This is a genomic window from Collinsella sp. LCP21S3_A3, from assembly GCF_052118905.1.
Taxonomy (GTDB): Bacteria; Actinomycetota; Coriobacteriia; order Coriobacteriales; family Coriobacteriaceae; genus Collinsella.
Window position 1 is genome coordinate 152,194 of the sequence record NZ_JBQKGH010000001.1, and the last position, 19,843, is coordinate 172,036.

General features: G+C 57.8%; 17 protein-coding genes. 9 read left to right on the plus strand and 8 right to left on the minus strand.

The genetic code is table 11. The features are described 5' to 3' along the window. Positions 1–31: 31 nt before the first annotated feature. From ACTQ0H_RS00705 to ACTQ0H_RS00720, 4 genes are all read right to left on the minus strand, one after another. Positions 32–865 carry an amino acid ABC transporter permease gene (locus ACTQ0H_RS00705; RefSeq protein WP_373094275.1) on the minus strand — a complete coding sequence of 278 codons (834 nt, stop codon included), beginning with the start codon at positions 863–865 and terminating at the stop codon, positions 32–34. Continuing rightward, on the minus strand, positions 862–1,521 hold the full coding sequence (locus ACTQ0H_RS00710) for an amino acid ABC transporter permease (RefSeq protein ID WP_154514877.1): 660 nt from the start codon (positions 1,519–1,521) through the stop codon (positions 862–864). Before ACTQ0H_RS00710 ends, ACTQ0H_RS00705 begins: the two co-directional genes overlap by 4 nt. 138 nt (positions 1,522–1,659) lie before the next feature. Next, positions 1,660–2,655: a glutamate ABC transporter substrate-binding protein gene (locus ACTQ0H_RS00715; protein WP_441032898.1), complete on the minus strand. Its 996-nt coding sequence runs from the start codon at positions 2,653–2,655 to the stop codon at positions 1,660–1,662. 650 nt (positions 2,656–3,305) lie between these two features. Continuing rightward, entirely contained in the window at positions 3,306–5,087 is a 1,782-nt protein-coding gene (locus ACTQ0H_RS00720) for a 1-deoxy-D-xylulose-5-phosphate synthase (RefSeq protein WP_441063675.1), read from the minus strand. 227 nt (positions 5,088–5,314) lie between these two features. Here ACTQ0H_RS00720 and ACTQ0H_RS00725 point away from each other — a divergent pair, with 227 nt between their 5' ends. From ACTQ0H_RS00725 to ACTQ0H_RS00750, 6 genes are all read left to right on the plus strand, one after another. Continuing rightward, on the plus strand, positions 5,315–5,851 hold the full coding sequence (locus tag ACTQ0H_RS00725; protein ID WP_441063673.1) for an HD domain-containing protein: 537 nt from the start codon (positions 5,315–5,317) through the stop codon (positions 5,849–5,851). Positions 5,852–5,854: 3 nt separating this feature from the next. Further along, positions 5,855–6,874, plus strand: a complete 1,020-nt coding sequence (locus ACTQ0H_RS00730) for a putative ABC transporter permease (RefSeq protein WP_441063672.1) — start codon at positions 5,855–5,857, stop codon at positions 6,872–6,874. Positions 6,875–7,072: 198 nt separating this feature from the next. Next, entirely contained in the window at positions 7,073–8,350 is a 1,278-nt protein-coding gene (locus ACTQ0H_RS00735; RefSeq protein ID WP_441063671.1) for an ammonium transporter, read from the plus strand. Between the two features lie 152 nt (positions 8,351–8,502). Continuing rightward, entirely contained in the window at positions 8,503–8,841 is a 339-nt protein-coding gene (locus ACTQ0H_RS00740) for a P-II family nitrogen regulator (RefSeq protein WP_441547680.1), read from the plus strand. An 87-nt stretch (positions 8,842–8,928) separates the two neighbouring features. Continuing rightward, complete coding sequence (locus ACTQ0H_RS00745; protein WP_441547681.1) at positions 8,929–9,384, plus strand: HAD family hydrolase; 456 nt, start codon at positions 8,929–8,931, stop codon at positions 9,382–9,384. Beyond that, the gene (locus tag ACTQ0H_RS00750) at positions 9,338–9,787 is read left to right on the plus strand and encodes an HAD hydrolase family protein (RefSeq protein WP_441547682.1); all 450 of its coding nucleotides are present in this window, start codon (positions 9,338–9,340) and stop codon (positions 9,785–9,787) included. Before ACTQ0H_RS00745 ends, ACTQ0H_RS00750 begins: the two co-directional genes overlap by 47 nt. A 24-nt stretch (positions 9,788–9,811) precedes the next feature. Here the strand turns inward: ACTQ0H_RS00750 and ACTQ0H_RS00755 are convergent, their stop codons facing one another. Together ACTQ0H_RS00755 and ACTQ0H_RS00760 are read right to left on the minus strand one after the other, a co-directional pair. Beyond that, positions 9,812–13,099, minus strand: coding sequence for an ATP-dependent helicase (locus ACTQ0H_RS00755; protein WP_441547683.1), 3,288 nt, complete (start codon positions 13,097–13,099; stop codon positions 9,812–9,814). A 7-nt stretch (positions 13,100–13,106) separates the two neighbouring features. Further along, positions 13,107–14,117: a helix-turn-helix transcriptional regulator gene (locus ACTQ0H_RS00760; protein ID WP_441547684.1), complete on the minus strand. Its 1,011-nt coding sequence runs from the start codon at positions 14,115–14,117 to the stop codon at positions 13,107–13,109. A gap of 222 nt (positions 14,118–14,339) precedes the next feature. On the opposite strand from ACTQ0H_RS00760, the gene ACTQ0H_RS00765 reads away from it, so the two are divergent. The 3 genes from ACTQ0H_RS00765 (at position 14,340) to ACTQ0H_RS00775 (ending at position 17,492) form a co-directional block, all read left to right on the plus strand. Beyond that, the gene (locus ACTQ0H_RS00765; protein WP_441547685.1) at positions 14,340–15,437 is read left to right on the plus strand and encodes an RtcB family protein; all 1,098 of its coding nucleotides are present in this window, start codon (positions 14,340–14,342) and stop codon (positions 15,435–15,437) included. A gap of 10 nt (positions 15,438–15,447) precedes the next feature. Continuing rightward, complete coding sequence (locus ACTQ0H_RS00770; protein WP_441056370.1) at positions 15,448–16,281, plus strand: hypothetical protein; 834 nt, start codon at positions 15,448–15,450, stop codon at positions 16,279–16,281. Between the two features lie 164 nt (positions 16,282–16,445). Then, positions 16,446–17,492 (plus strand): hypothetical protein, encoded by a 1,047-nt coding sequence (locus ACTQ0H_RS00775; RefSeq protein ID WP_441056371.1) that lies wholly within the window; start codon positions 16,446–16,448, stop codon positions 17,490–17,492. Positions 17,493–17,724: 232 nt separating this feature from the next. Here ACTQ0H_RS00775 and ACTQ0H_RS00780 read toward each other — a convergent pair whose 3' ends face one another. Together ACTQ0H_RS00780 and ACTQ0H_RS00785 are read right to left on the minus strand one after the other, a co-directional pair. Further along, positions 17,725–18,759, minus strand: a complete 1,035-nt coding sequence (locus tag ACTQ0H_RS00780) for a hypothetical protein (RefSeq protein WP_441547686.1) — start codon at positions 18,757–18,759, stop codon at positions 17,725–17,727. 8 nt (positions 18,760–18,767) lie between these two features. After that, positions 18,768–19,841, minus strand: coding sequence for a hypothetical protein (locus ACTQ0H_RS00785; protein ID WP_441547687.1), 1,074 nt, complete (start codon positions 19,839–19,841; stop codon positions 18,768–18,770). Between the last annotated feature and the right edge of the window lie 2 nt (positions 19,842–19,843).

Genomic DNA, 19,843 nt, shown 5'->3' on the forward strand with positions numbered 1-19,843 from the left:
TCGGCTCCTTATGACTGGAAATGGTAAAGCGTTAGCGGATGATGGTCGCGCCGGTCTTGTGCGAAACGTAGACAGCGGCCTTGTTGATCGCGACGTTGATGAGGATGTAGATGACCGCGATTACCAGGTAGACCGACACGAGGGCGTCGTAGTTGGTAATGAGCACGCGGGCATTTTGCATGAGGTCGGGGTAGCTCACCACGTAGGCGACGGTGGTGTCTTTGACTACGACCACAAGCTGCGAAATCAACGACGGAATGATAAACCGAATCGCCTGCGGCAGCACGATTTTAAAGGTGATTTTAGCTTTGGAGAGACCGAGCGCTTGGGCTGCCTCGACCTGCCCGCGCGGCACGGCGTTGACGCCCGCGCGAAAGATCTCGGCCAGCACGCCGGCTGCAGCGAGCGCGACGGGGAGCGTGAGCATCCAAAACGACGGCAGCGCAATTTTGTACTGAGGCAGCACCAAAAAGAAGAAGTAGATGAACAGCAGGCTCGGTACGCCGCGGAAGAAATCGGTGAGCACGCGGCAGACCAGCTGCAGCGGCTTAATGTCGCTGGTGCGGCCGAGCATAAGGGCTAGGCCCAACACCAGCGCGATGGCGCCAGCGGTGAGTGCGACTTTAACGGTGCCCTCAAAGCCGGCAAGCAGGAACTTCCAGGTGGTGAGGTGCGTAAAGAAATACCAATAGTGGACCGAAAGCTGACCGGTCACATAAAAGCGCTGCAACACGAGGACGGCGAGCGCGGCGACGGCAACAAGCGAGATAGCGGTGCCGATGCGAATCTTGGCGCGCATCTTGGGGCCGGGGGCCTCGTAGAGCGCATCGCGCATGGTGAGCGCGGAGGTGGAATGCTTGCTCATCGGAGGATCCTCACCTTCTTATCGATGTAGTTGCCAATGTGGCTCACCACAAAGGCCGTGCCCAGGTAGCCGAGCGCCGAGATAAAGAACGCGGCGACGCCGCCGAGCGAGCGCGTGTTGATGTAGCTCACCACGCCGGTGAGCTCCTGCGGTTGAAGCGGTACCTGGCTGCCGAGTGCGGTGGTGAGCATGACGGCGATAAAGAGGTTGGTCATGGGCAGCACGCTCGAGCGCAGCGCCTGCGGAATCACGATCTTGGCGAGGATACGGCTGAAGCTCATGCCGAGCGAGCGCGCGGCTTCCACCTGGCCGACGCCGACGGTGTTGATGCCGCTCATAAAGTTCTCGGAGCCAAAGGCCGAGCCCAAAAGGACCGTGGCGACGATAACGCAGGTGCGGTAGGGCAGGACGACCTTGAGCGGCGGCAGCGCATAGACGACGATGATAAGCAGCGCGATGCCGGGGATGTTACGGAAGACCTGAACATACAGGTCGCCAAAAATGCGCAGCGGCTTGAGCGGCGACACGCGCATCACGGTGACGGCGACGGCCAGCACCATGGCGATAGCAAACGACTCAAGCGTCATGCCCCAGGTTGCTAGCAGCGCGTCGATATAGTTCTGGCCATAGAGCGACCAGAGCTCGGAGAGACTCATGCGGACCTCCCGCCGATAAGGAAAGGGGCTCCCGTGTGTACGGAAGCCCCGACAACTCAGTGTGGAAACAGTTTAGCGCAATAAAGCGCATCGTGCGTTTCCGTATGGTTTCGTAGCGGCCGTTACTGGGCTCGCTGTCTAGGCGCCGATCTCGGGCAGCTCGGGAACGTTGGTGTCGCCCGTGCGATCGCCGATGCAGATCTGCCACAGCTCGGTCCAGGTGCCATCGTCCTCGATCTTCTTAAGGAAGTCGTTGACAAAGGCGACGCCGTCGGAATCGAGCGGCAGGCCGATGCCGTAGGGCTCTTTGCTGCCGAAGGGCTTGCCGGCGATCTTGTACTTACCGGGCTCGCGGACCAGGGCGCTCTGCTGCATGTTGTTGTCGATGACGTAGGCGTCAACGCGGCCCTGCTGAAGTGCCTGACGGGCCTCCTCGTCGGTCTTGAACTCCTGCTGGCTGGCCTTGGGGGCGAACTCCTCCAGGATGGCGGGGCCGTTGGAGCCGGACTGGACGGCGACGTTCTTGTCGGCCAGGTCGTCGACGCTCTTGATGTCGTCGTTGTCGGCGAGCACCAGGATGGCCTGCTGGGTGTAGTAGTAGGGGCCGGCAAAGGAGACAAGCTTCTTGCGCTCATCGGTAATGGTGTAGGTGGCAAAGACGGCGTCGACCTGGCCGTTCTGCAGGACGGACTCACGCGTGTCCGAGGTCACCTGGGTGATCTCGACCTTGTTCTCGCCCAGAATGTAGTTGGACAGGAGCTGCGCGATGCCGGCGTCGAAGCCACGGGTCTTGCCGTCCTTCTCGTTGAGGAGGGAGAAGAGCGTGGAGGTCTGAACGCCACCGATCTTAAAGACGCCGGCGTCCTTGACGGCCGTGGCCCAGGTGCTGGCGGCGATGGCGTCATCATCGGCCTTGGGGCCGTTGTCGATGAGCTTGTCGAATGCCTTGGCATCGAGCGTGGTGGAAGCCTCGGTGTCCTCGGGGCTCTTGGAGGAGCCGGCGGCGGAACCCTTGTCGGCCTCGGCGCTGGTGTCGGAGCAGCCGGCAAGACCAAGGCCGGCGACGGTTGCAAAGGTGGCGGCGATGAAGCCGCGACGGTCGAAAACGACCTGCTGGGAGAGGTTCTTGCTCATGGTAGAACACCTTTCTCAATAAAATCCCTAGCGGTTGAATAGAGTTATACCCTATCGCGCTCAAATGGGTCAACACGAAATAACTCAGAAACATACTTACCTTATGGGTAATTCTACCTACCAAAAAGGGACAGGTTTATTTTGGCAGGTTTTATCTGGGCAAACGTCAGTTATTGCAGCTGAGATAGCGTTTTGCAGACGGCATGGTCGCTCGCGGCGGTCGCTATAATGGCGGCAACGCGACATATATAAGTAAGGAGATCGCGTATGAACGGCTATTCGTTTTTCGCGCCGACCATGACTTAAAACTACCACAAAGGGGACGGGCACCTTTGTGGTAGTTCTTGCAGATGTGGCGGCTTGCCTCGCTGTTTTGTCTCGATCTGTAACATCTGCAGCCATTTTTGCCGAGTAACTGTTACAGATTGAGATTTTCTCTTTAGGGGGACTTGAGTGTCTCGATCTGTAACATCTGGACGGACAAAAGGTCTCTATCTGTTACAGATTGAGACAAACAACAGGGGCAAAGACGGTTTGTCTAGATCTGTAACAAATTGGGCGAGGATTTGCCCTCTAGGTGTTACAGATCGAGACAATTGAGTTGGGAAAATAAAAACCTCCGCAGGGGTGCTTCCCTTGCGGAGGTTTTTCTACTCGTTCAGCAGGCGTACTGCTTCGGCGGCCATGTTCTCGACCGTTATGCCGTTCTGAGCAAGCAACTCGTTGGGGTCGTAGCGGTCGGGAAAGCCCTTGGCGATGCCAAAGGTGCGCGTGCGCACGGGCGTGCAGGACAAGTAGCACGCGACGCGCTCGCCCCAGCCACCGTCCAAGATGCCGTCCTCGAGGGTGACGACAACGCGATGCTCGGCGGCAAGGCCATCGAGAGACTCGCGGTCAAGCTCGGTTGCAAAGCGCGGGTTGACGAGCGTGGCCTCTATGCCGTATTCGGCAGCCAAGCGGTTTGTCACGCGCTCGCCCAGCTCAAAGAAATCGCCAAGCGCGAGCACGGCAACGTCGCGGCCCTGACGCACCACGTCGTAGCGAACGGCGCTGTAGTCGGTGTCCTCGGCGGGCGCCAAATCGGGGCGGCTAACCAGGCCAATGCCCGGAACGCGGATCGCCACGGGATGCTCGCGGTGGTCGAGCGACCAGCTCAGCATGGACAGGTATTCCTCCATGCAGGCCGGTGCCAGATAGCGCATGTTGGGAAGTCCGCCCAGCATGGATATATCAAAGAACGAGAGGTGCGTCTCGGATGTGGTGCCAAAGATTGACGCGCCAAACACCAGGATGGTTGCGGGGGTGTCGTTGAGGCACAGGTCGTGCCACAGCTCGTCGTAGGCGCGCTGCAAAAACGTGCCGTACACACCAAAGACTGGCTTGGCGCCCGAGCGCGCAAGCGCGGTGGCAAAGGTCACGGCGTGCTCCTCGGCAATGCCCACATCGACGAACTGTTTGCCGGCCGCGGCGCGAAGCTCGGGTGTAAAGCCCATGATGTAGGGCGTGGCGGCCGTGATGCCCACGACCCGCGGATCGCGCTCGATGGCGGCGCTGAGTGCCTCGCCCGTAATGTCGGCATAGGTGCGCGGCGCAGGCTCGCTCGGATGGCCCGGGCAGAGCTTGCGCCCGGTTGCCATGTCAAACGGACCCACATGGTGCCAGCGCTCGGGGTCGCTCTGGGCCGGCTCAAAGCCCTTGCCCTTGGCGGTGGAGACGTGCAGCACGATGGGATGATCGATATTGCGTAGTTCCTGCAGCGCGTCGACGAGGGCTAACACATCGTTACCGGCGTCCAGATAGCGGTAGTCGAGCCCCATCGCGCGGAAAACGTTGCGCTCACAGGCGCCGTTGCTGGCGCGCAGCTCGGCCAGATTGCGATACAGGCCGCCATGGTTTTCGGCGATGGACTGGTCGTTATCGTTGACGATGATGACCAAGTTGCTGTCGAGCTCGGCGGCATTGTTGAGGCCCTCAAACGCCAGGCCGCCCGAAAGCGAGCCGTCGCCAATAACGGTAATGACGTTATACGTGTCGCCCGCCAGGTCACGAGCGTGCGCAAGGCCGCAGCCCAGGCTCACCGACGTGGAGGTATGGCCCATGGCAAACAGGTCGTGCTCGGACTCGTCGGGATTGGCAAAGCCAGAAGCCTCACCATAACGCTCCGGATCGATATAGGTGTACGCGCGCCCCGTCAGCGCCTTGTGGGCGTAGGTCTGGTGCGAAACGTCAAAGACAATCTTGTCGATGGGGGAGTTAAACACGCGATGAAGCGCAACCGTAAGCTCAACGACGCCCAGGTTGGGGGCAACGTGCCCACCGACGGCGGCGGAGCTTTCGAGGATTGCCTGGCGGATCTCGCCGCAGAGCAGCGGAAGCTCGGCGCGGTCGAGAGCCTTGACGTCCTCGGGCGTTGTCGTTTGCGTAAGCAGCATCGTTGTGGGTTACTCCATGCGAATCGAGCGCCGGCGCTCCCTCGGCCGGCACAATTGCACAAAACAGTCTCGCACATTTTGGCGTTTGATATGTGACGGCGGCGCGGTAATTCGCCAACTGGTGGGGCAAAACGTTTTGTCCGATGCCATACTGATAGATTCGATGATGATTTATTCAATGCGTGCAGGCTGTGGCTTGTCGCCGTGAGTCGCTGGAAGGAGGCAGCATGTCCGATGTCGTTCGTGCCGAGAAAATCGCGCACGAGGTCGACTATGCCGCCCGTCAACTGGCGCAGGCGGGCCGCTTGGACCTGACGCGCGAGTTTATCCAGCATGGCGATGTGACGGTCTATGCACATGTGACTTCGGTAGCGCGGGCGAGCCTGTCCTTTGCCGAGCGCTTGGGCCGTGTCGGTATCTCGGTCGACCGCGCCTCGTTGCTGCGCGGAGCCCTGCTGCACGATTACTTTCTCTACGATTGGCACGATCCCGATCCGAGCCATCGGCTGCATGGCTTTCGGCATCCGTTTTTTGCCCTAGCCCGTGCGGAGGAAGATTTTGAGCTGACGTCGCGCGAGCGGAATATTATCGTGCGGCATATGTTTCCGCTGGTGCCGGTGCCGCCGACGTGTCGTGAGGCATGGATTGTGTGCCTGGCGGATAAATGGTGTGCTCTGCGTGAGACGGTCGCCGGCCGTCTGCCGCGCAAGGACGAGGCAGACGATGGCGTGAGTGAAGAATCGAGCGAAAAGAGGAGAGGGTAGACGGTGGGGACCGCGATCGACATGGCATTTGACGGCGCGACGCTTGCCGCCTGTCCGCTCTCGGCACTGGTGCTCTCGTTTGCCTTTTACGGGTTTTGCGGTTGGGCATGGGAGTCGACAGTCTGCGCCATGCTCAACCAAGGACGCTTTGCCAACAGCGGATTCTTGCTGGGGCCGTGTTGCCCTATCTATGGTGTGGGCGGCATAGCCTGCTGGCTTTTGCTGCGCGGGATTCCGGATGCCTCGAGCCAATTTGTCGCCGCGGCGCTTGTGTGCAGCGTAATCGAGTACAGTGTGGGCCTTCTATTGGAAAAGACAACAGGCGCACGCTTTTGGGACTACTCGCACCTGCCGTTTAACTTGCACGGACGTATCTGCCTGTACTGGGCCTGCGCGTTTGGCCTGGGCGCGTTGTGCATTTGTCGTTTAGTGGAGCCGGCATTGCTGGGGCTGCTTGGCCATCTGCCGGTGCTGATTGTGCGGCTGTCCGCCTTTATCGTCGCGGTCGCGATGATGGTTGATGCGGTGTGCTCGTTGGCGAGCTGGCAGCGTCTGTCCGATCAGCTGGAGCGTGTGCGCGCCGACCTTGCCGACCGCATCAATGAGTCGCTTGCCGATGCCTCGGACTCCATGCTCGAACGTATTCCCGATTCGACGATTGACTCGGTAGCGCAGACGCATATCCGTAGCCGCGCCGTTAACGCGTGGCTGGCCGAGCTGGGCGACGCGGCGCTCGATGCCCTTCGTGAGAAGGCTTCGATGCCGACGTTTATCTCGGATGGTGCTCGCGGCCTGGCGCTTGCCGCCCGCCGCGTGGCCGATGCCGCGCCGAGCATGCCGCGTCCGTCGCTCAGTCGTCGCCTTGCCGGCAAGCGCATGAGCCGTCCGGTGCCGAGTGTGTCGCTCAGCCGTCGCGACCTGCGCTTCTTCAATGCTTTCCCGCGCTTGCGTATCAATCGCTACGAGGGTGTCATTCGAGCAACTAATCTCCGCGACCGCGCCCACGAGCTGTTTCGGCGCTAGCCGGGATGGGCGCGCACACGGCTCCCTTGCTCGCGTATTTCCCGTTCGTTTCGCTTCCGTTGCCGCGCCGTTTCCAAGATTGCGGCACCGTTTCCATTCGACAACGCAGCGTTTAACAACGCCGTATCTGGTCTACACCAGTTGCCCCTCGGCCGCATTATGGGCGCCGACAACGTTCATGCGACCAAAGGGGAGCGAATGTACGATACGGGATCGACAACGTTTATGCTCATCTGCACCATGCTCGTGTTTTTAATGACACCGGGTCTGGCGTTTTTCTATGGCGGCCTGTCCAGGCGCAAAAATGTCATCAACACCATGCTCATGTGTTTTGGCGCCATTGGCCTGGTTGGTGTGCTGTGGATTGTCGCCGGCTGGTCGCTGGCCTACGGTGGCGATGGTTCCAGCCCGTTTATTGGAGGCCTTGACCAGCTGCTGTGCTTGCCGGTGCTCAACCAGGTGCTGCAGGCGGCCGAGGGCAATGCTGCGGACGGTGCCGTCTACCCTCAAATCATCAACATCGCCTTCCAAATGGCATTTGCCATGATCACGGCTGCTATCGTCACGGGCAGCCTGGCCGGCCGCATTAAGTTTGGTGCCATGACGGCCTTCCTGGGCATTTGGCTGCTCGTGGTCTATGCGCCGCTCGCTCACATGGTCTGGGGCGGTGAGGGTTCCTTTATCGGCGACATCATCGGCGCGCTCGACTTTGCGGGCGGCGACGTGGTGCACATCTCGTCCGGTCTGACGGGCCTGATTCTCTGTTTAATGCTTGGCCGTCGTCGCGGCTTTGGCATGGTGAGCTACCGCCCGCATAACGTGCCGTTTGTGGCGCTGGGCGCCGGCCTGCTTTGGTTTGGCTGGTTTGGCTTTAACGGCGGCAGCGAGTTTAAGGCCGACGCTGTGGCCGCGCTCGCCATCCTCAACACCGTGACGGCCAGCGCGGCGGGCATGGTCTCGTGGCTTGTCGTCGAGCGCGTGCATACCGGTCGCCCCACGCTGGTGGGTGCCAGCACCGGTCTGGTTGCGGGCCTTGTGGTGGTCACGCCGGGTGCGGGCTTTGTCGAGCCGTGGGCAGCGCTGGTCATGGGCCTGATCGTATCACCTGTCTGCTACCTGGCTATCAGCCATCTTAAGACCAAGATTGGCTACGACGATGCGCTCGACGCGTTTGGCTGCCACGGCATCGGCGGCATCTTGGGCGGCGTGCTCACGGGCCTGTTCTGCGTGCCGGAGCTCTCGTGGACCGGTAAGGGCGGCCTGTTCTACACGGGCGACGTGTCGCTGCTCATCTCGCAGATCTTGGGTATTGTGGTGACGGTCGCTATTGTACTGGTGTTCGATTTGGTGATCGCTGCGGTGGTCAAGGCGCTGTTCCACGGTAGCCTGCGCGTGGACGAGGCGGACGAGGCGCTGGGCCTGGATGCGAGTCAGCACGGCGAGAGCGCTTATCCTTCGTTCTCTGGGCTCGATTAGCAGCACGGCTTTCCCAGGCACCTGACCTTACCCCTCAAACCGTCGCTTGCGTACCGAAGTACGCGGCGCTCCTCTTTCGGGGCAATCTCGGGCACCTCGAAAACCCGCGTCGTTGAATGGCAATTCATTTCTTTTATTGAGAGGAATTCATTATGAAAAAGATCACGGCTATCGTGCGTCAGGAAAAGCTTGAGGTTCTTAAGGACGCGCTGTTTGCTGCTGATGTTCGTGGCATGACTATTAACCAGGTGCAGGGCTGCGGTGCGCAACATGGCTGGAAGGAATACGTGCGCGGCAACGAGTTGCTTGTCAACACGATCCCTAAGGTGCAGTTCACCCTCGTCTGCGCCGATGAGCATGTTGACGGCATTGTCGACATCATCTGCAACGCCGCCCGCACCGGCGCCGTCGGCGACGGCAAGATTTGGGTCGAGCCGGTCGAGGAAGTTATCCGCATCCGCACCGGCGAACACGGCCCCGCCGCGGTGTAGGACAATCTTTCGCCTGACGGGCGTGCCTCTCTTGGGGCGCGCCCGTTCTCGTCTACAATATCGTGCAGACGAAGGAGAGGCATGCTCATGATCAAGATGTTTGCGAGTGACTTAGACGGAACGCTGTTGAATGCCCTGCACGAGGCAGACGGGACCATTCGCCGTGCCATTCGCGAGCTGACCGAGGCTGGCCTGCATGTGGTTCCCGCAACCGGGCGCTCGACGCTGCCGATTGGCGAGCATGGCTTTACAGGTCTGGCACTCGACGCCTGCTGCTCCAACGGATCCATCGTGCGCAACAGCCATGGCGAGGTGCTCAAGACCTGGACCATCGACCCGCAGGTTACCGAGGAGCTGCTCAAGGCGTTCCCGGACATTTGCTTCGACTGCTCCACGCCCGATGGCATGTTCTCGAGCGGATCGTTCGAGATGCACCAGGCGGGCTTTAAAAAGGACAGTCCTATCAAGCGCATCGTGATGCGCGGCATGCGTGCACGTGGGGGGGTATCACGAGGAGCAATATTTCGACCAGTCGATCGGTGACATCCTGCGCCATGACGTATGCAAGATCAATTGTCGCGTGACCTCGCCCGAGCTGGAGCGCGACCTTAAGGCATATTTGGCCGAGCGCTCGGACCGCGTGGTCAACGCGCCGTTCGATCCGGTGATGTTCGAGATCACGGACGTGGCGTGCAACAAGGGTGAGAGCGTGGCTTGGCTGGCGGGCTACTACGGTATTGCCGAGGATGAGGTCGCGGTCTACGGCGACGGCGGCAACGACATCGCCATGCTCAAGCGTTTCCGCCACAGTTACGCGACCAAAAACGGCAGCGATGCCGCCAAGGCCGCCGCGAGCGCGACCATCGGCAGTTGTATGGCCCATGCCGTCCCCAAACACATGCTTGCCACCATGCGCAAGCAAAACTCCCGCACCATCATCGAATAATGTGACAAAGGGACCGCCACTTTGTCACATTCCGGGGTTCTCGACTAGCCAGTGCTCGTAGGCGCGCTGCATGACCTCGGTTTTGTCGGCTTTTTTGCGGCAGCCCTTCTGCTCCTCGATGGCAAGCTCATGGGCATCGCTCTGCTCAAAAGCGCTGGTATCCCAAGCGCCGTGTTCAATGCGCGACCATACGGCATCGATGAGTTGTTCGAGCTCGGCAATGTCGTCGGCGTTGGCGGTTGTCGCGAACGGCGGGCGGAGCTCGCCCGTTGTCTTGTCGGGTTCTACATAGTAGTCGCCCATGGAAGTGACGGTGTAGCCATAAAACTCGGGTGACGCTTCGACCAGCAGTTTGTAGAACTTGAGCTGACGATGGTAGCCTGCAGGGACTTCTTTGCCAAAGCCAGTCTTGTAGTCAACGATCTTTACCGTTTTAGCTGCATCGTCAACGAGGAGCAGGTCGAGAAAACCAAAGAGCGGAGTTCCTTCGGTGGTCAGGCACTGCATATTCGCCTCTGTGACGCAGCGATAGCCATGCACATGCTCGACAAGCCAGGGGACGAATGCACGACAAATGCGTTCGAAGCGCTCCGAATAGCGATGGACGTCCTCGGGGGCAAAATCGAGCCACGAAATCTGCTGGCGATACTCGGCCTCAATTGTCTCAATCGCCGCCTCGCCATCGGCTGCCATTCTATTAACGATCTCCTCGAACATCGCGTGAACGATGGTGCCGAATTCGGTTTGGATCGTGGGCGCCGTGGGCAGGCGCACAATCTGCTTCTCAGGGAAGTGCTGGCTATTTGCGCATCCAGGCTCGTACGTCACAAAGTTGTTGAGCGCTGTGGCAGAAAGAAACTTCACGTCGGTATGAGGTTCCAAAAGCGCGCGGAGCTCGGGCGTATCAAACACGTAGCTGTCGCGCCACTCGGTTTCGATTGCAACGCTGAGCTGGTCTGTCTCAGCAGAAACTTCGCAAGAGTCGATAAGCCCCGTGAGCTCCTGCAAAGCCAACCCGCCGGCGCGGTACAGCTCGAGGTGTCGCTTAGCGCGCGTGATGGCGACAAACAGCAGGCGACGCGCGTCGTCGTTGTCCTTTTCATCACGAATCAGCAGGTTGGATGGGTACAAACTCATGCCGCCGGCGCCTTTGTGCCAAGTGGAGTCGTCGGCATCGAGCAGGTAGACGCAGTCGAACTCCAGGCCCTTAGAGCTATGGGCGCTGGTGAGGCGAACAGCTCCCGGCGCGCCGAGGTTGATCGATGCGTCGATACTCACGCCAAACTTATGAGCGGCATCGAGCTTGTCGACAATATCGGGCAGGCGAAGCGCGCGTCCCATACGGCGCGCGTCTCCCATTTCACCTTCGGCAAAGGCGAGTAGGGCGCGGATGCCGGCATTGAATTCGGCGGCACCCAGCGGATCCTGTTTTTTATGATCCTGATAATAGCCAAGGCTGCGTTCGACAATCTTAAAGAGCAACGCTCTGACCGGGGAGGCGCCGGCTTCGGCCGCCCACTGCATAAGGTCGTCGTGCAGCTCTTTGACGCGGGCGATATTGCTCTCGCGCATGGCGGCCATCCAGTCGCCATGCTGGTCTCGCTTGGCGCTGAGCGCAAACGTCACGGACGATGGATGGTCGCCGCCCAGCTCGGTGGCACAGATGATCTGCGGAAGATAGCTGCTGGCGAGCTCCTTCTTCCCGCGAGTAAGCGCGGCAACGCAGCGCAGCAGCGCCAGCGTCGTCTGCATGCGCTCGGAGGCAAAGAGATTTTGCCGTTCACGATAGGAAAACGGCACGTTCTCCTTAACGAGGAAGGGGATAAGCGAACGCAGTGCGGCGTGTTTGGCAGAGATGACTGCAATTCCTTCATTGGGATCTTCGCAGTCATTGAGGTAGCCGGACTCAAGCCGCTGCTTAATGCTCGCAGCGACAGCGGCGTATTCTTCGGCTTTGCCGCTGAAGACGTTCTCACTAAAGTTGACCTGGTCACCTTGGGGCCTAAACGCCACGATTGATTTGTTCGAGCTGGCGTCGAGGCGATATTCAATTTGCCGTGCGATAGCTTGACCAAGCTCAACGATGGCGGGCGTGGAGCGGTAGTTGGTCTTGAGCACGATGCTCCGGGGCGAGAACTCGGCCGCAAACTGGTTGGCGCATTCGATCGTGGCGCCCTGAAAACGCATGATGGCTTGATCGTCATCGCCAACGGCCATGATATTGGGCGCATCAACGCCGTCGCAGAGCAGCTCGATGATGCGCATCTGGGCACCATTGGTGTCCTGGAACTCGTCAACTTGGATATAGGTATAGGTGTCCTGGAGCACTTGGCGCAACGCGTCGTTGTGCTCGACGGCGTTAACGAAGTCGCCGATCATGTCGTCGTAATCGTAGAGATGGTGTTGGTCGAGCTCGCTCTGGTAGCGACGCGCGACGTCGCAAGCGGTCTTGAGTCGCTCGCTCTGCTCCACAATCTTAAACGTGCGCCCCTGAGAGTTGCTGCCTCCAAAGAAGGCATCGCGCACCTTGGTGTATCCCGAGGATTTGCCCTTCTCATCGATGAGCTCGGTGCGGCGAACGGTGTCGCGCAACTCAAGAATGTACGGCACGTACGTGCCGGCGGGACAGTCAATCGGGCGGGTGAGCGATGTGGGTGCCATGGCGCAGACACGCTCGACCTCTTCCTCAAAGCGTTCGGCCAACACGGCGCTTGCCCTTTCGCAGGCGAGCGAAAGCAGCTCGGAATGTTCGGTGAGCCAGGTAGCGGCGTCGATATTCTGCTGCGCGATGGCGCTCAGCGTGTCGTAGTCCAGGCCACTGCGTTTGATTTTGGAGACAAAGCCGATCATCTTACCGATGTTTTGTGCAGGCATATCGGGTGACCCTCCGCCTAGCGGAGAACCAAAGGGCAGCGATTTGAGCAGCCGATCAAAAACTTCTTGCTGGTGCAGGCTGGTAACAAGCGTGTCGGTCGAAGGGCGCATGAAGTACTCGGGATAGCGCGACCTGATGCTGCTTGCAAATCCGTGGAACGTACTGACTTCGATGCCGTAGGCGTCGCGGCCGATGAGCTCAATCAGGCGCTTGCGCATGGCCTCCGCGCCCGCCTCGGTATAGGTGAGGCAGAGGATGTTGCTAGGGGCGGCGTCGCGTTTGGCCAAGATGTTCGCCGCGCGCAGGCTCAGCAGCTGCGTCTTGCCGGTGCCGGGGCCGGCAATGACGAGCAACGGACCATCTAGGCATTCGACGGCCTCGCGCTGTTCGGGATTCAGGCGCTCGAACGATACGTTAAAGTTGGGGGTCATGTTCATGGCAGTATTACCTGTCTTTCTGGTAGAGCGCACGCGTGCTATCGAGATAGTCAAGATACGTATCGATGGCACTTTGAGGTTGAACGATCTTAATGAACGTGCTGAGTTGCAGCAGCCAGCCAAAGAACTGCGGAGACAGCGGGGCTTTGACGGTCGCCAGCAAGCGCCCATCCTGGTTCTCAAACACAACGGCGTCGAGCCCGAACTTGTCGATGAGCGGGTTCATTGCGCGGTCATCGAGTTCCAGCACGACGGTGGTCTTGTCGGCCGCGTAAACGCCAAACGACGGCGAAACGTGATCTTCGAGCACATAGCCCGCGATACGCGGATCCTTGGTCGCGGGCTCCTCGGACACCGCAACATCGAGCATGCGGTCGACGCGGTAGGGCGTGAACGGCTGATGACCCGAGCCGGCATTAGCCCATTTATCTCGAAACCCGATCATGTAATAGAGTTCGTCGGAGTAGATAAGGCGTACAGGCGTGAGCTCGTAGGTCTTTCCGTCATGATTAAGGGCCTTTTGCTTGGCGGCGTCGTAGTGGAAGTAATGGAAGCGGATCTTGCGTTTTTCGCGCATAGCCTGCTGAATCAAGTCGATGTTGAGCAGGGCATCGGAGTTTTGCATCTTCACGCGCGAAGGCACGTCGACGCGCTTGTGCATCAACTCGCGTTCGCCCAGGCTGGCGAGGCTCTGCAGCTTGCCGATGAGGTGGTCAGTCAACTCATCGGTCAAAAACGGCGAACTCTGCACGGCGTCAACAAGCATGATGAGCTCTTGCAGGTCGAGCGGGCGCGAAGCCAGGGCCCATTCCCTGCCACCGCGCTGGTTGATGTTGAGCCCAAAGTCGCGAAGCGTTTGCAGGTCGCGATAGATGGCCTTGCGTTCGGCTTCGAGGTCGTGATAGGCGAGCTCCTCGATGATCTGCTGCGTTGTGAGCCCGTGCGTGCTGTCGGTCTTTTCCATCAAGGTTTTAAGCAGGAACAGAAGCCTGAGCTTTTGATTTGGTCTGTTCGCCACGTTGTCTCCTTTCGCCGGTAGGGTATCAGGCGGAGATACAAAACAAGACCCGTTATTGGGACTCATTGTAGTCCGCGCGACCGTAGTATTCGCAGCAATAAGAGCTCGAATAGGGCGAAAGGTGGTTAAACGGAAATCGGCGGTTTGGCTGGATGGTGTGACATGCGCTCTATTGGCTTGGGGCCGGTTCCGGTTTACAAGGATCAGAACAGGAGAAATGCGATGGCAGACATCAAAGTCTTTGCCGAGAATCTTGAGGATTCAACCAAGGAGCAGATCGAGGAGATTTCCAGCTGCCCGGCGTTTGAAGGTGCCAAGATCCGCATCATGCCCGATGCCCATAAGGGCAAGGGCTGCGTGATTGGCTTTACGGCAAACTTGGGCGACAAGGTGATTCCCAACCTGGTGGGGGTCGACATCGGATGCGGGATGTATTGTGTGCCGCTTGCGGAGACCATTGCGCGCGATGACCTCATTCAGTTCAATCGCGATGTGAAGCGCGCGGTGCCCACGGGCTTTTGCCTTCATCGCGATCCTGCCTGCGCACTCGCGGACTTTGACATGGGGTCGCGTGATTGGCTGCAGGACAAGCGCAAGGTTGAGCGCTCCATGGGCACGCTGGGCGGCGGCAATCACTTCATTGAACTCGACGAGGACGAGGATGGGTGCCAATATCTGGTCGTGCACACCGGCTCGCGCAACATGGGCAAGCAGACGGCGGAGCATCATCAGGCGCTGGCGCAGAAGGCGTGCACAGCGGATATCCCCGACGAGCTTAAGTATCTCGTGGGAGATCTTTCTGCCGAGTATCTCGTCGATATGCATAACTGCCAGCGCTTCTCGAATCAGAACCGCAAGGCGATTGTCACACAGATTGTTGAGCGTACGGGAATTCGACTCGACGGAGACGGCTTTACCACCATGCACAACTACATCTCGGAAGGCGGCATGATTCGCAAGGGCGCCATTAGCGCTCATGCAGGCGAGATAGTGCTGATTCCGTTCAACATGCGCGACGGTGCCGTTATTGCACGCGGCAAGGGAAACGAGGAGTGGAACTGCTCGGCGCCGCACGGGACGGGTCGTGCGATGAGCCGCACCAAAGCGTTCCAAACGCTCGATACCAGGTCGTTCGTTAACGAGATGCGCGATGCCGGCATCTACTGTCCGAGTGCATGCGAGACGACGCTCGATGAGTCGCCCGAAGCGTATAAGCCTGCGGATGATGTACTGAGACTCATGGACCCGACGGTTGATGTTATTCACCGACTCAAGCCGATTTGGAATTTTAAGGCTACTGGTAAGCGTGGTAGGCGTTAGGAGGGTTGCGATGACGCTAAAGATTGACTCCAGGGACGACCGAATTGGCCGTTCTGTGAGTTTGGGCGAGATGATGGGCCTATCAGGCGTGATGCCGCCGACAAATGCGAGCCAGCGTGGTTGGATTCGTGAAGAACGGGGCGATGACGGCTTTGACATAAGCCGTTTCCATGATCGACTGACTTCCGAGCTCGATCATGTCATGGAAACATCGGTGTTCGAGGTCCTGCAGGTATTGAAGACTGGTACGCCTGTTGACGACATCCTGGGCGGCGGTATTGGACTCGGCAAGCTTAGCGTGATTGGCGGCGCGCATGAAGACGTTTCGAACGTACTGGCGCATGCGGTTTTATGCCTGAGCGAGCAGTGCACTGTGCTTTACGTGCCGATGCGGGAGCGTGAAGAGGATGCGGTCGCCCGGCTGATTCGAGCCGAGATGGGGGCCAAGGTGCCGAAAGATCTTGAGGAACAACAGGTTGAGACGGTCCGCGCAACGATGCGGATCAAGCAGCGCAGCCTGGGCATCTTTGTCGAAGATAACATGACCATAGACCTTTTAACGAGTTGGCTGCTCGGCGACCAGGCGTGGAATAGGGCGGTGCTAGAGGACGTCGTAGTCGTAATCGACGGACTCGAAATGCTCGACGACAACCGCCCGATAAATGCAATCCTGCGCGACCTGCGCAACATGCTCAGCCCGACATCCGCCATTCTGGCAGGCTGTTTCGCGGTGGAGGACCGAGAAGATGGCGCGGAATTCGCCGAGACACACTGCAATACGGACGTCTTGGTCCACATGAGCTCCGATGGCGTGGAGCCTTCCTGCGCACGAGTCTTCGGTTGAGGTCATAACCAATAACAACTGCTCGGCTAGCAGCGCGTTTGCCAGCAGAAAGTGACCGTTCAACAGCCAAAAAGATGCTTCTAAGTGGGCCAGGAATTACCATAATAATTAAAGTGTTGTGACCTATCAGCACCATGACTGAACAGCTCTGGGAAGGAGTTCGCATGAGTCGTCAAGAGATAGTTTTTAATCCGGTGACGAAAGAGGACGATGGAGTGAAGCGAACTGCCAATCCATATTTATTTGACTTGGACCAGAACGGCTTCCCAGTGTTTAGCGATAAGAATATTAGATTTGTTCAGGCCATGATCGAGCATAACTCGTCTTATGACATAGCAGACGAAAAATTTGTTGGCAAAATGTATCGCGACGTTCTTGGCGGCGATGAGGATGCTATTAAACAGGCTGTTTACTACACCAATAAAGTGAACTCAACACACTTAGCGGTGCTGGGAAAGAGATATAGCGATGCAGTCAAAGCTGGCGAAATCAAGAACGTTATCCCAGAAATTGATATTCCTCAACTTGAGGAAAAATATAACGAGAGTTCTGAAAAGGGAAATAGTTCTAATAGTCGGAAGTCTAAATGGTTGTTGACCGGTGGCGCAGCGCTGACTGCCCGCGGAATTATTGAAAACAAAATGAAACTAATCGAAGCCCTGAAGAGCGACCCGAATGGTGGAGGCGAGGGCGGAGACGCCGAGGCGGTTCATCTTATCGCTCGATATGCTCAGAATTATTTGCGTGATGAGGGCCTTACCGACTTTAAGAAAAACAATGTTTCATTTGCATCGAAATTCTGTCATCACACATGTATAAAAGGCAGGCTTGGGGATAGATATTGTATCTACGATTCCGTTGTCGGGGAGGTTCTTCCTTATTATATTTGGGCCTATTCCGATCGGACTGATATCGAAAAAATGAGCTATTCAAAGCTGAAAAAGTTGATTTCGGATTATGTCAATGACGATTCGCCTTCGGGTTACCGGAATTACCGTGAGCTGTATAGAAGTGTATGCGATGGCATTAACCTCTGGCGAGGCGAGCATTCGAATGAGTTTTCGTATGAGTCTCCGTCAGATTCCTCTCTGACGATTAAAACGGTTGAAGATAGCATTGGCTTTCAGGAGGTTGATAGGCTTATTTGGTATTACTTCAAGGGTCGCCGTCTTGACGATGCCAAGAAGAAAATGAAGAAAATCGTCAAATAAGTTCAACGTTCGATTGATTAATGGGAAAGACGCCGCTTAAGCGCGATATTAAGTACTGGCTTGGGCAGGTTTAAGGTATGGCCATTATTAATCAAGCTGTTTGGATATTCTTACTAGAGCCGTGCCTGGACTGGGTGCGGCTCTTCTCGTAACAATGAGGGTTGGAGCACCGCTTGAAGAGCGCGAACAAAACCAGTTATTGAGGGTCGCTATAGTCCATCTCTGGTGTCCGTCAGCGTGCGCGATGCCGATATATATCCAGCCAAATCGGCTCTTCCTCTTTGCTGCTGGCGCACTCTTCTAGCAGGTTATCTATCTGATTCGGTTCAATCGCTTGCAAGAACGCGTATTCCTCTGGTAAAGGTTGCGTTGCTTTTCTCGCCCTGAACACGGGCGACAGCATCAAGTTCGTATACGCCCATCCGGCAAAGCAGCTGCCGTAGGGGATAGAGCCACATCTGATCTGCCCATTGCCATCGGGATACAGGCAGTCCAATTTCGAGTTTGCTACCAGGCAATAACAAGGTCCTGGCGCCCATGGTCGGCAGTCGATTTCAAGAATATCGCCCTTTTTGTACGGCGTGGGCAAGTCAACGTACGCTCCTTTGAACAATGGCCCAAAGATTCCACCCACAATGCAGTCGAGCACCTCGCCACATTCGCCCTCTTCTTCCCTGCAGATGTATTGAATTTCGCCGGCGGCATTGGCGTAGTAAGTGTAGTCCGGCTGCAGAAAGCCGTCGTATGGATATGAACAGCTCGGGCCGTTGGCAAGGTTGAACAGCTCGATCATCCAATACGAGGCCGACAGGTCTGTCAACCCGCTCCACTTTTCTGCATATGCCTTCATTGCCGCCCGATCGTTCGCCCACGATGCCACGGGGAAGGGGCCATGCGTGATGGCGGATCCCACTTTGTTGTCGACAAAGCTAATTTCGCTAATAAGCAGCACCTTCCTGTTTCCGTCGACGGCCTTTAGCGCGTCCAAGCAGTCATCGATGTAGTCGATACAAATCTGCCGATAGTGCCAGTAAGGGGTGTCGTCTGACGAGTTGCACCCGCCAGCAACCAGTCTGCCGAGTAGCTCTCGTTTGCGGGTAATTTCAACCGGTGCTCCACCGACAATCTGCATGTAATGGTCGCCGCTCAGGAGCTGCGGATTATGCAGCAAATGCTCTCGCAGCTCCGGAGAGTCGATCAAGTTGATTATTTCTTCGTGCACGATAGTCTCCGAGTTGTTGGTGCGACTTCTTGTGGATTCGGGCATGACGACCTTTATTCAAATAGCTGCGGGTACTTCTCCTTGAGCGGCGCCTGATCCAGACGCAGCTCTTCCAGGTTGCGCTTTGCCTTGGACTCCATCCTTATGGTGTCGATAAACGCGATGAGTGAGTCGACATACAGGTCGCCGCGCAGGTAGGCCTGGGCGGCGATTAAAATTCGCTGCTCGTCTTCGAGTGGTTTGCGATAGTACTCAAGATTCAGGTAAAGCGGGTCTGGCTCTCCGATGTAGAGGGGAAACGTCTCGTTGTAGGTAATCGAGCAGCCAGTGGCACGCATGTTGCTGATATCCCCTGCATGGCGATAGTGCTCGAGGCGCTGCTGCGCATGATCAAGCCATTCGTCAGAACGGTCTGCCTGCCGAAGCTCTGCCTCGAGCTTTGTCCGGTCCCACGTAGGCAGATCGAACAACGTGAACGGCTCACGGACACTGCCTTGCGGCGTCCAGACGATATCGCCGGTGTGGAACGGCGTGGGGATATCGACCCAGATGAACTCGAACGCGATCTCCCAATCGTTCTCAATGGGGCCGGCGGAAGGACAATAGACGGAAAGGGCCTCACCTTTGCCGTTCACTAGGAGCCAATCTTCCCGGCGATGTTCTTCGTCGGCATCGAGCGGGCACCGGGTGATGCGTACGCGTGCCTCTGGACGGCTCGCCAGCTCATCATCACCGCGCAACGCCTCGGCACATTTCCCATAACAGCTGAATGGCGCGCCGAAGGCCCCACAAAGTTGCCCGTCGGGCACAATCTCCTCTTCATACTGATAAACGTAGCCCGTCCTACTCGCAAACGCATTGACGCACCGCTTGTTGTAATCGATTGTCCAGCGCAAAAAAGCATGGAAATCGGGGATGGCCGGCCTTCCAAGACCGGCATGGGTTGCCTCCAGCGAGCAATTGGGCATGGTTCGGGCGATCTCCTGCCAAGCTTCGCATTTCTGATCGAGCGTGGCGGTCTTCGAAAACCAAACCAGATAGGCGGCCTCAATGGTGTTGGGTTGAAAATTGATGCGGCGGAGATGCTCCCGAATGTCCCGGGAGTCCACAAAATCCAAGATGTCCATGG

Excerpts from the sequence above, each read along its gene's own strand:
- ACTQ0H_RS00780 (WP_441547686.1), bottom strand. The coding sequence starts at position 18,759 with ATGCCCGAATCCACAAGAAGTCGCACCAACAACTCGGAGACTATCGTG.
- ACTQ0H_RS00765 (WP_441547685.1), top strand. The coding sequence starts at position 14,340 with ATGGCAGACATCAAAGTCTTTGCCGAGAATCTTGAGGATTCAACCAAG.
- ACTQ0H_RS00785 (WP_441547687.1), bottom strand. The coding sequence starts at position 19,841 with ATGGACATCTTGGATTTTGTGGACTCCCGGGACATTCGGGAGCATCTC.
- ACTQ0H_RS00740 (WP_441547680.1), top strand. The coding sequence starts at position 8,503 with ATGAAAAAGATCACGGCTATCGTGCGTCAGGAAAAGCTTGAGGTTCTT.
- ACTQ0H_RS00775 (WP_441056371.1), top strand. The coding sequence starts at position 16,446 with ATGAGTCGTCAAGAGATAGTTTTTAATCCGGTGACGAAAGAGGACGAT.
- ACTQ0H_RS00745 (WP_441547681.1), top strand. The coding sequence starts at position 8,929 with ATGATCAAGATGTTTGCGAGTGACTTAGACGGAACGCTGTTGAATGCC.
- ACTQ0H_RS00715 (WP_441032898.1), bottom strand. The coding sequence starts at position 2,655 with ATGAGCAAGAACCTCTCCCAGCAGGTCGTTTTCGACCGTCGCGGCTTC.
- ACTQ0H_RS00710 (WP_154514877.1), bottom strand. The coding sequence starts at position 1,521 with ATGAGTCTCTCCGAGCTCTGGTCGCTCTATGGCCAGAACTATATCGAC.
- ACTQ0H_RS00725 (WP_441063673.1), top strand. The coding sequence starts at position 5,315 with ATGTCCGATGTCGTTCGTGCCGAGAAAATCGCGCACGAGGTCGACTAT.
- ACTQ0H_RS00705 (WP_373094275.1), bottom strand. The coding sequence starts at position 865 with ATGAGCAAGCATTCCACCTCCGCGCTCACCATGCGCGATGCGCTCTAC.
- ACTQ0H_RS00755 (WP_441547683.1), bottom strand. The coding sequence starts at position 13,099 with ATGAACATGACCCCCAACTTTAACGTATCGTTCGAGCGCCTGAATCCC.
- ACTQ0H_RS00735 (WP_441063671.1), top strand. The coding sequence starts at position 7,073 with ATGTACGATACGGGATCGACAACGTTTATGCTCATCTGCACCATGCTC.
- ACTQ0H_RS00720 (WP_441063675.1), bottom strand. The coding sequence starts at position 5,087 with ATGCTGCTTACGCAAACGACAACGCCCGAGGACGTCAAGGCTCTCGAC.
- ACTQ0H_RS00770 (WP_441056370.1), top strand. The coding sequence starts at position 15,448 with ATGACGCTAAAGATTGACTCCAGGGACGACCGAATTGGCCGTTCTGTG.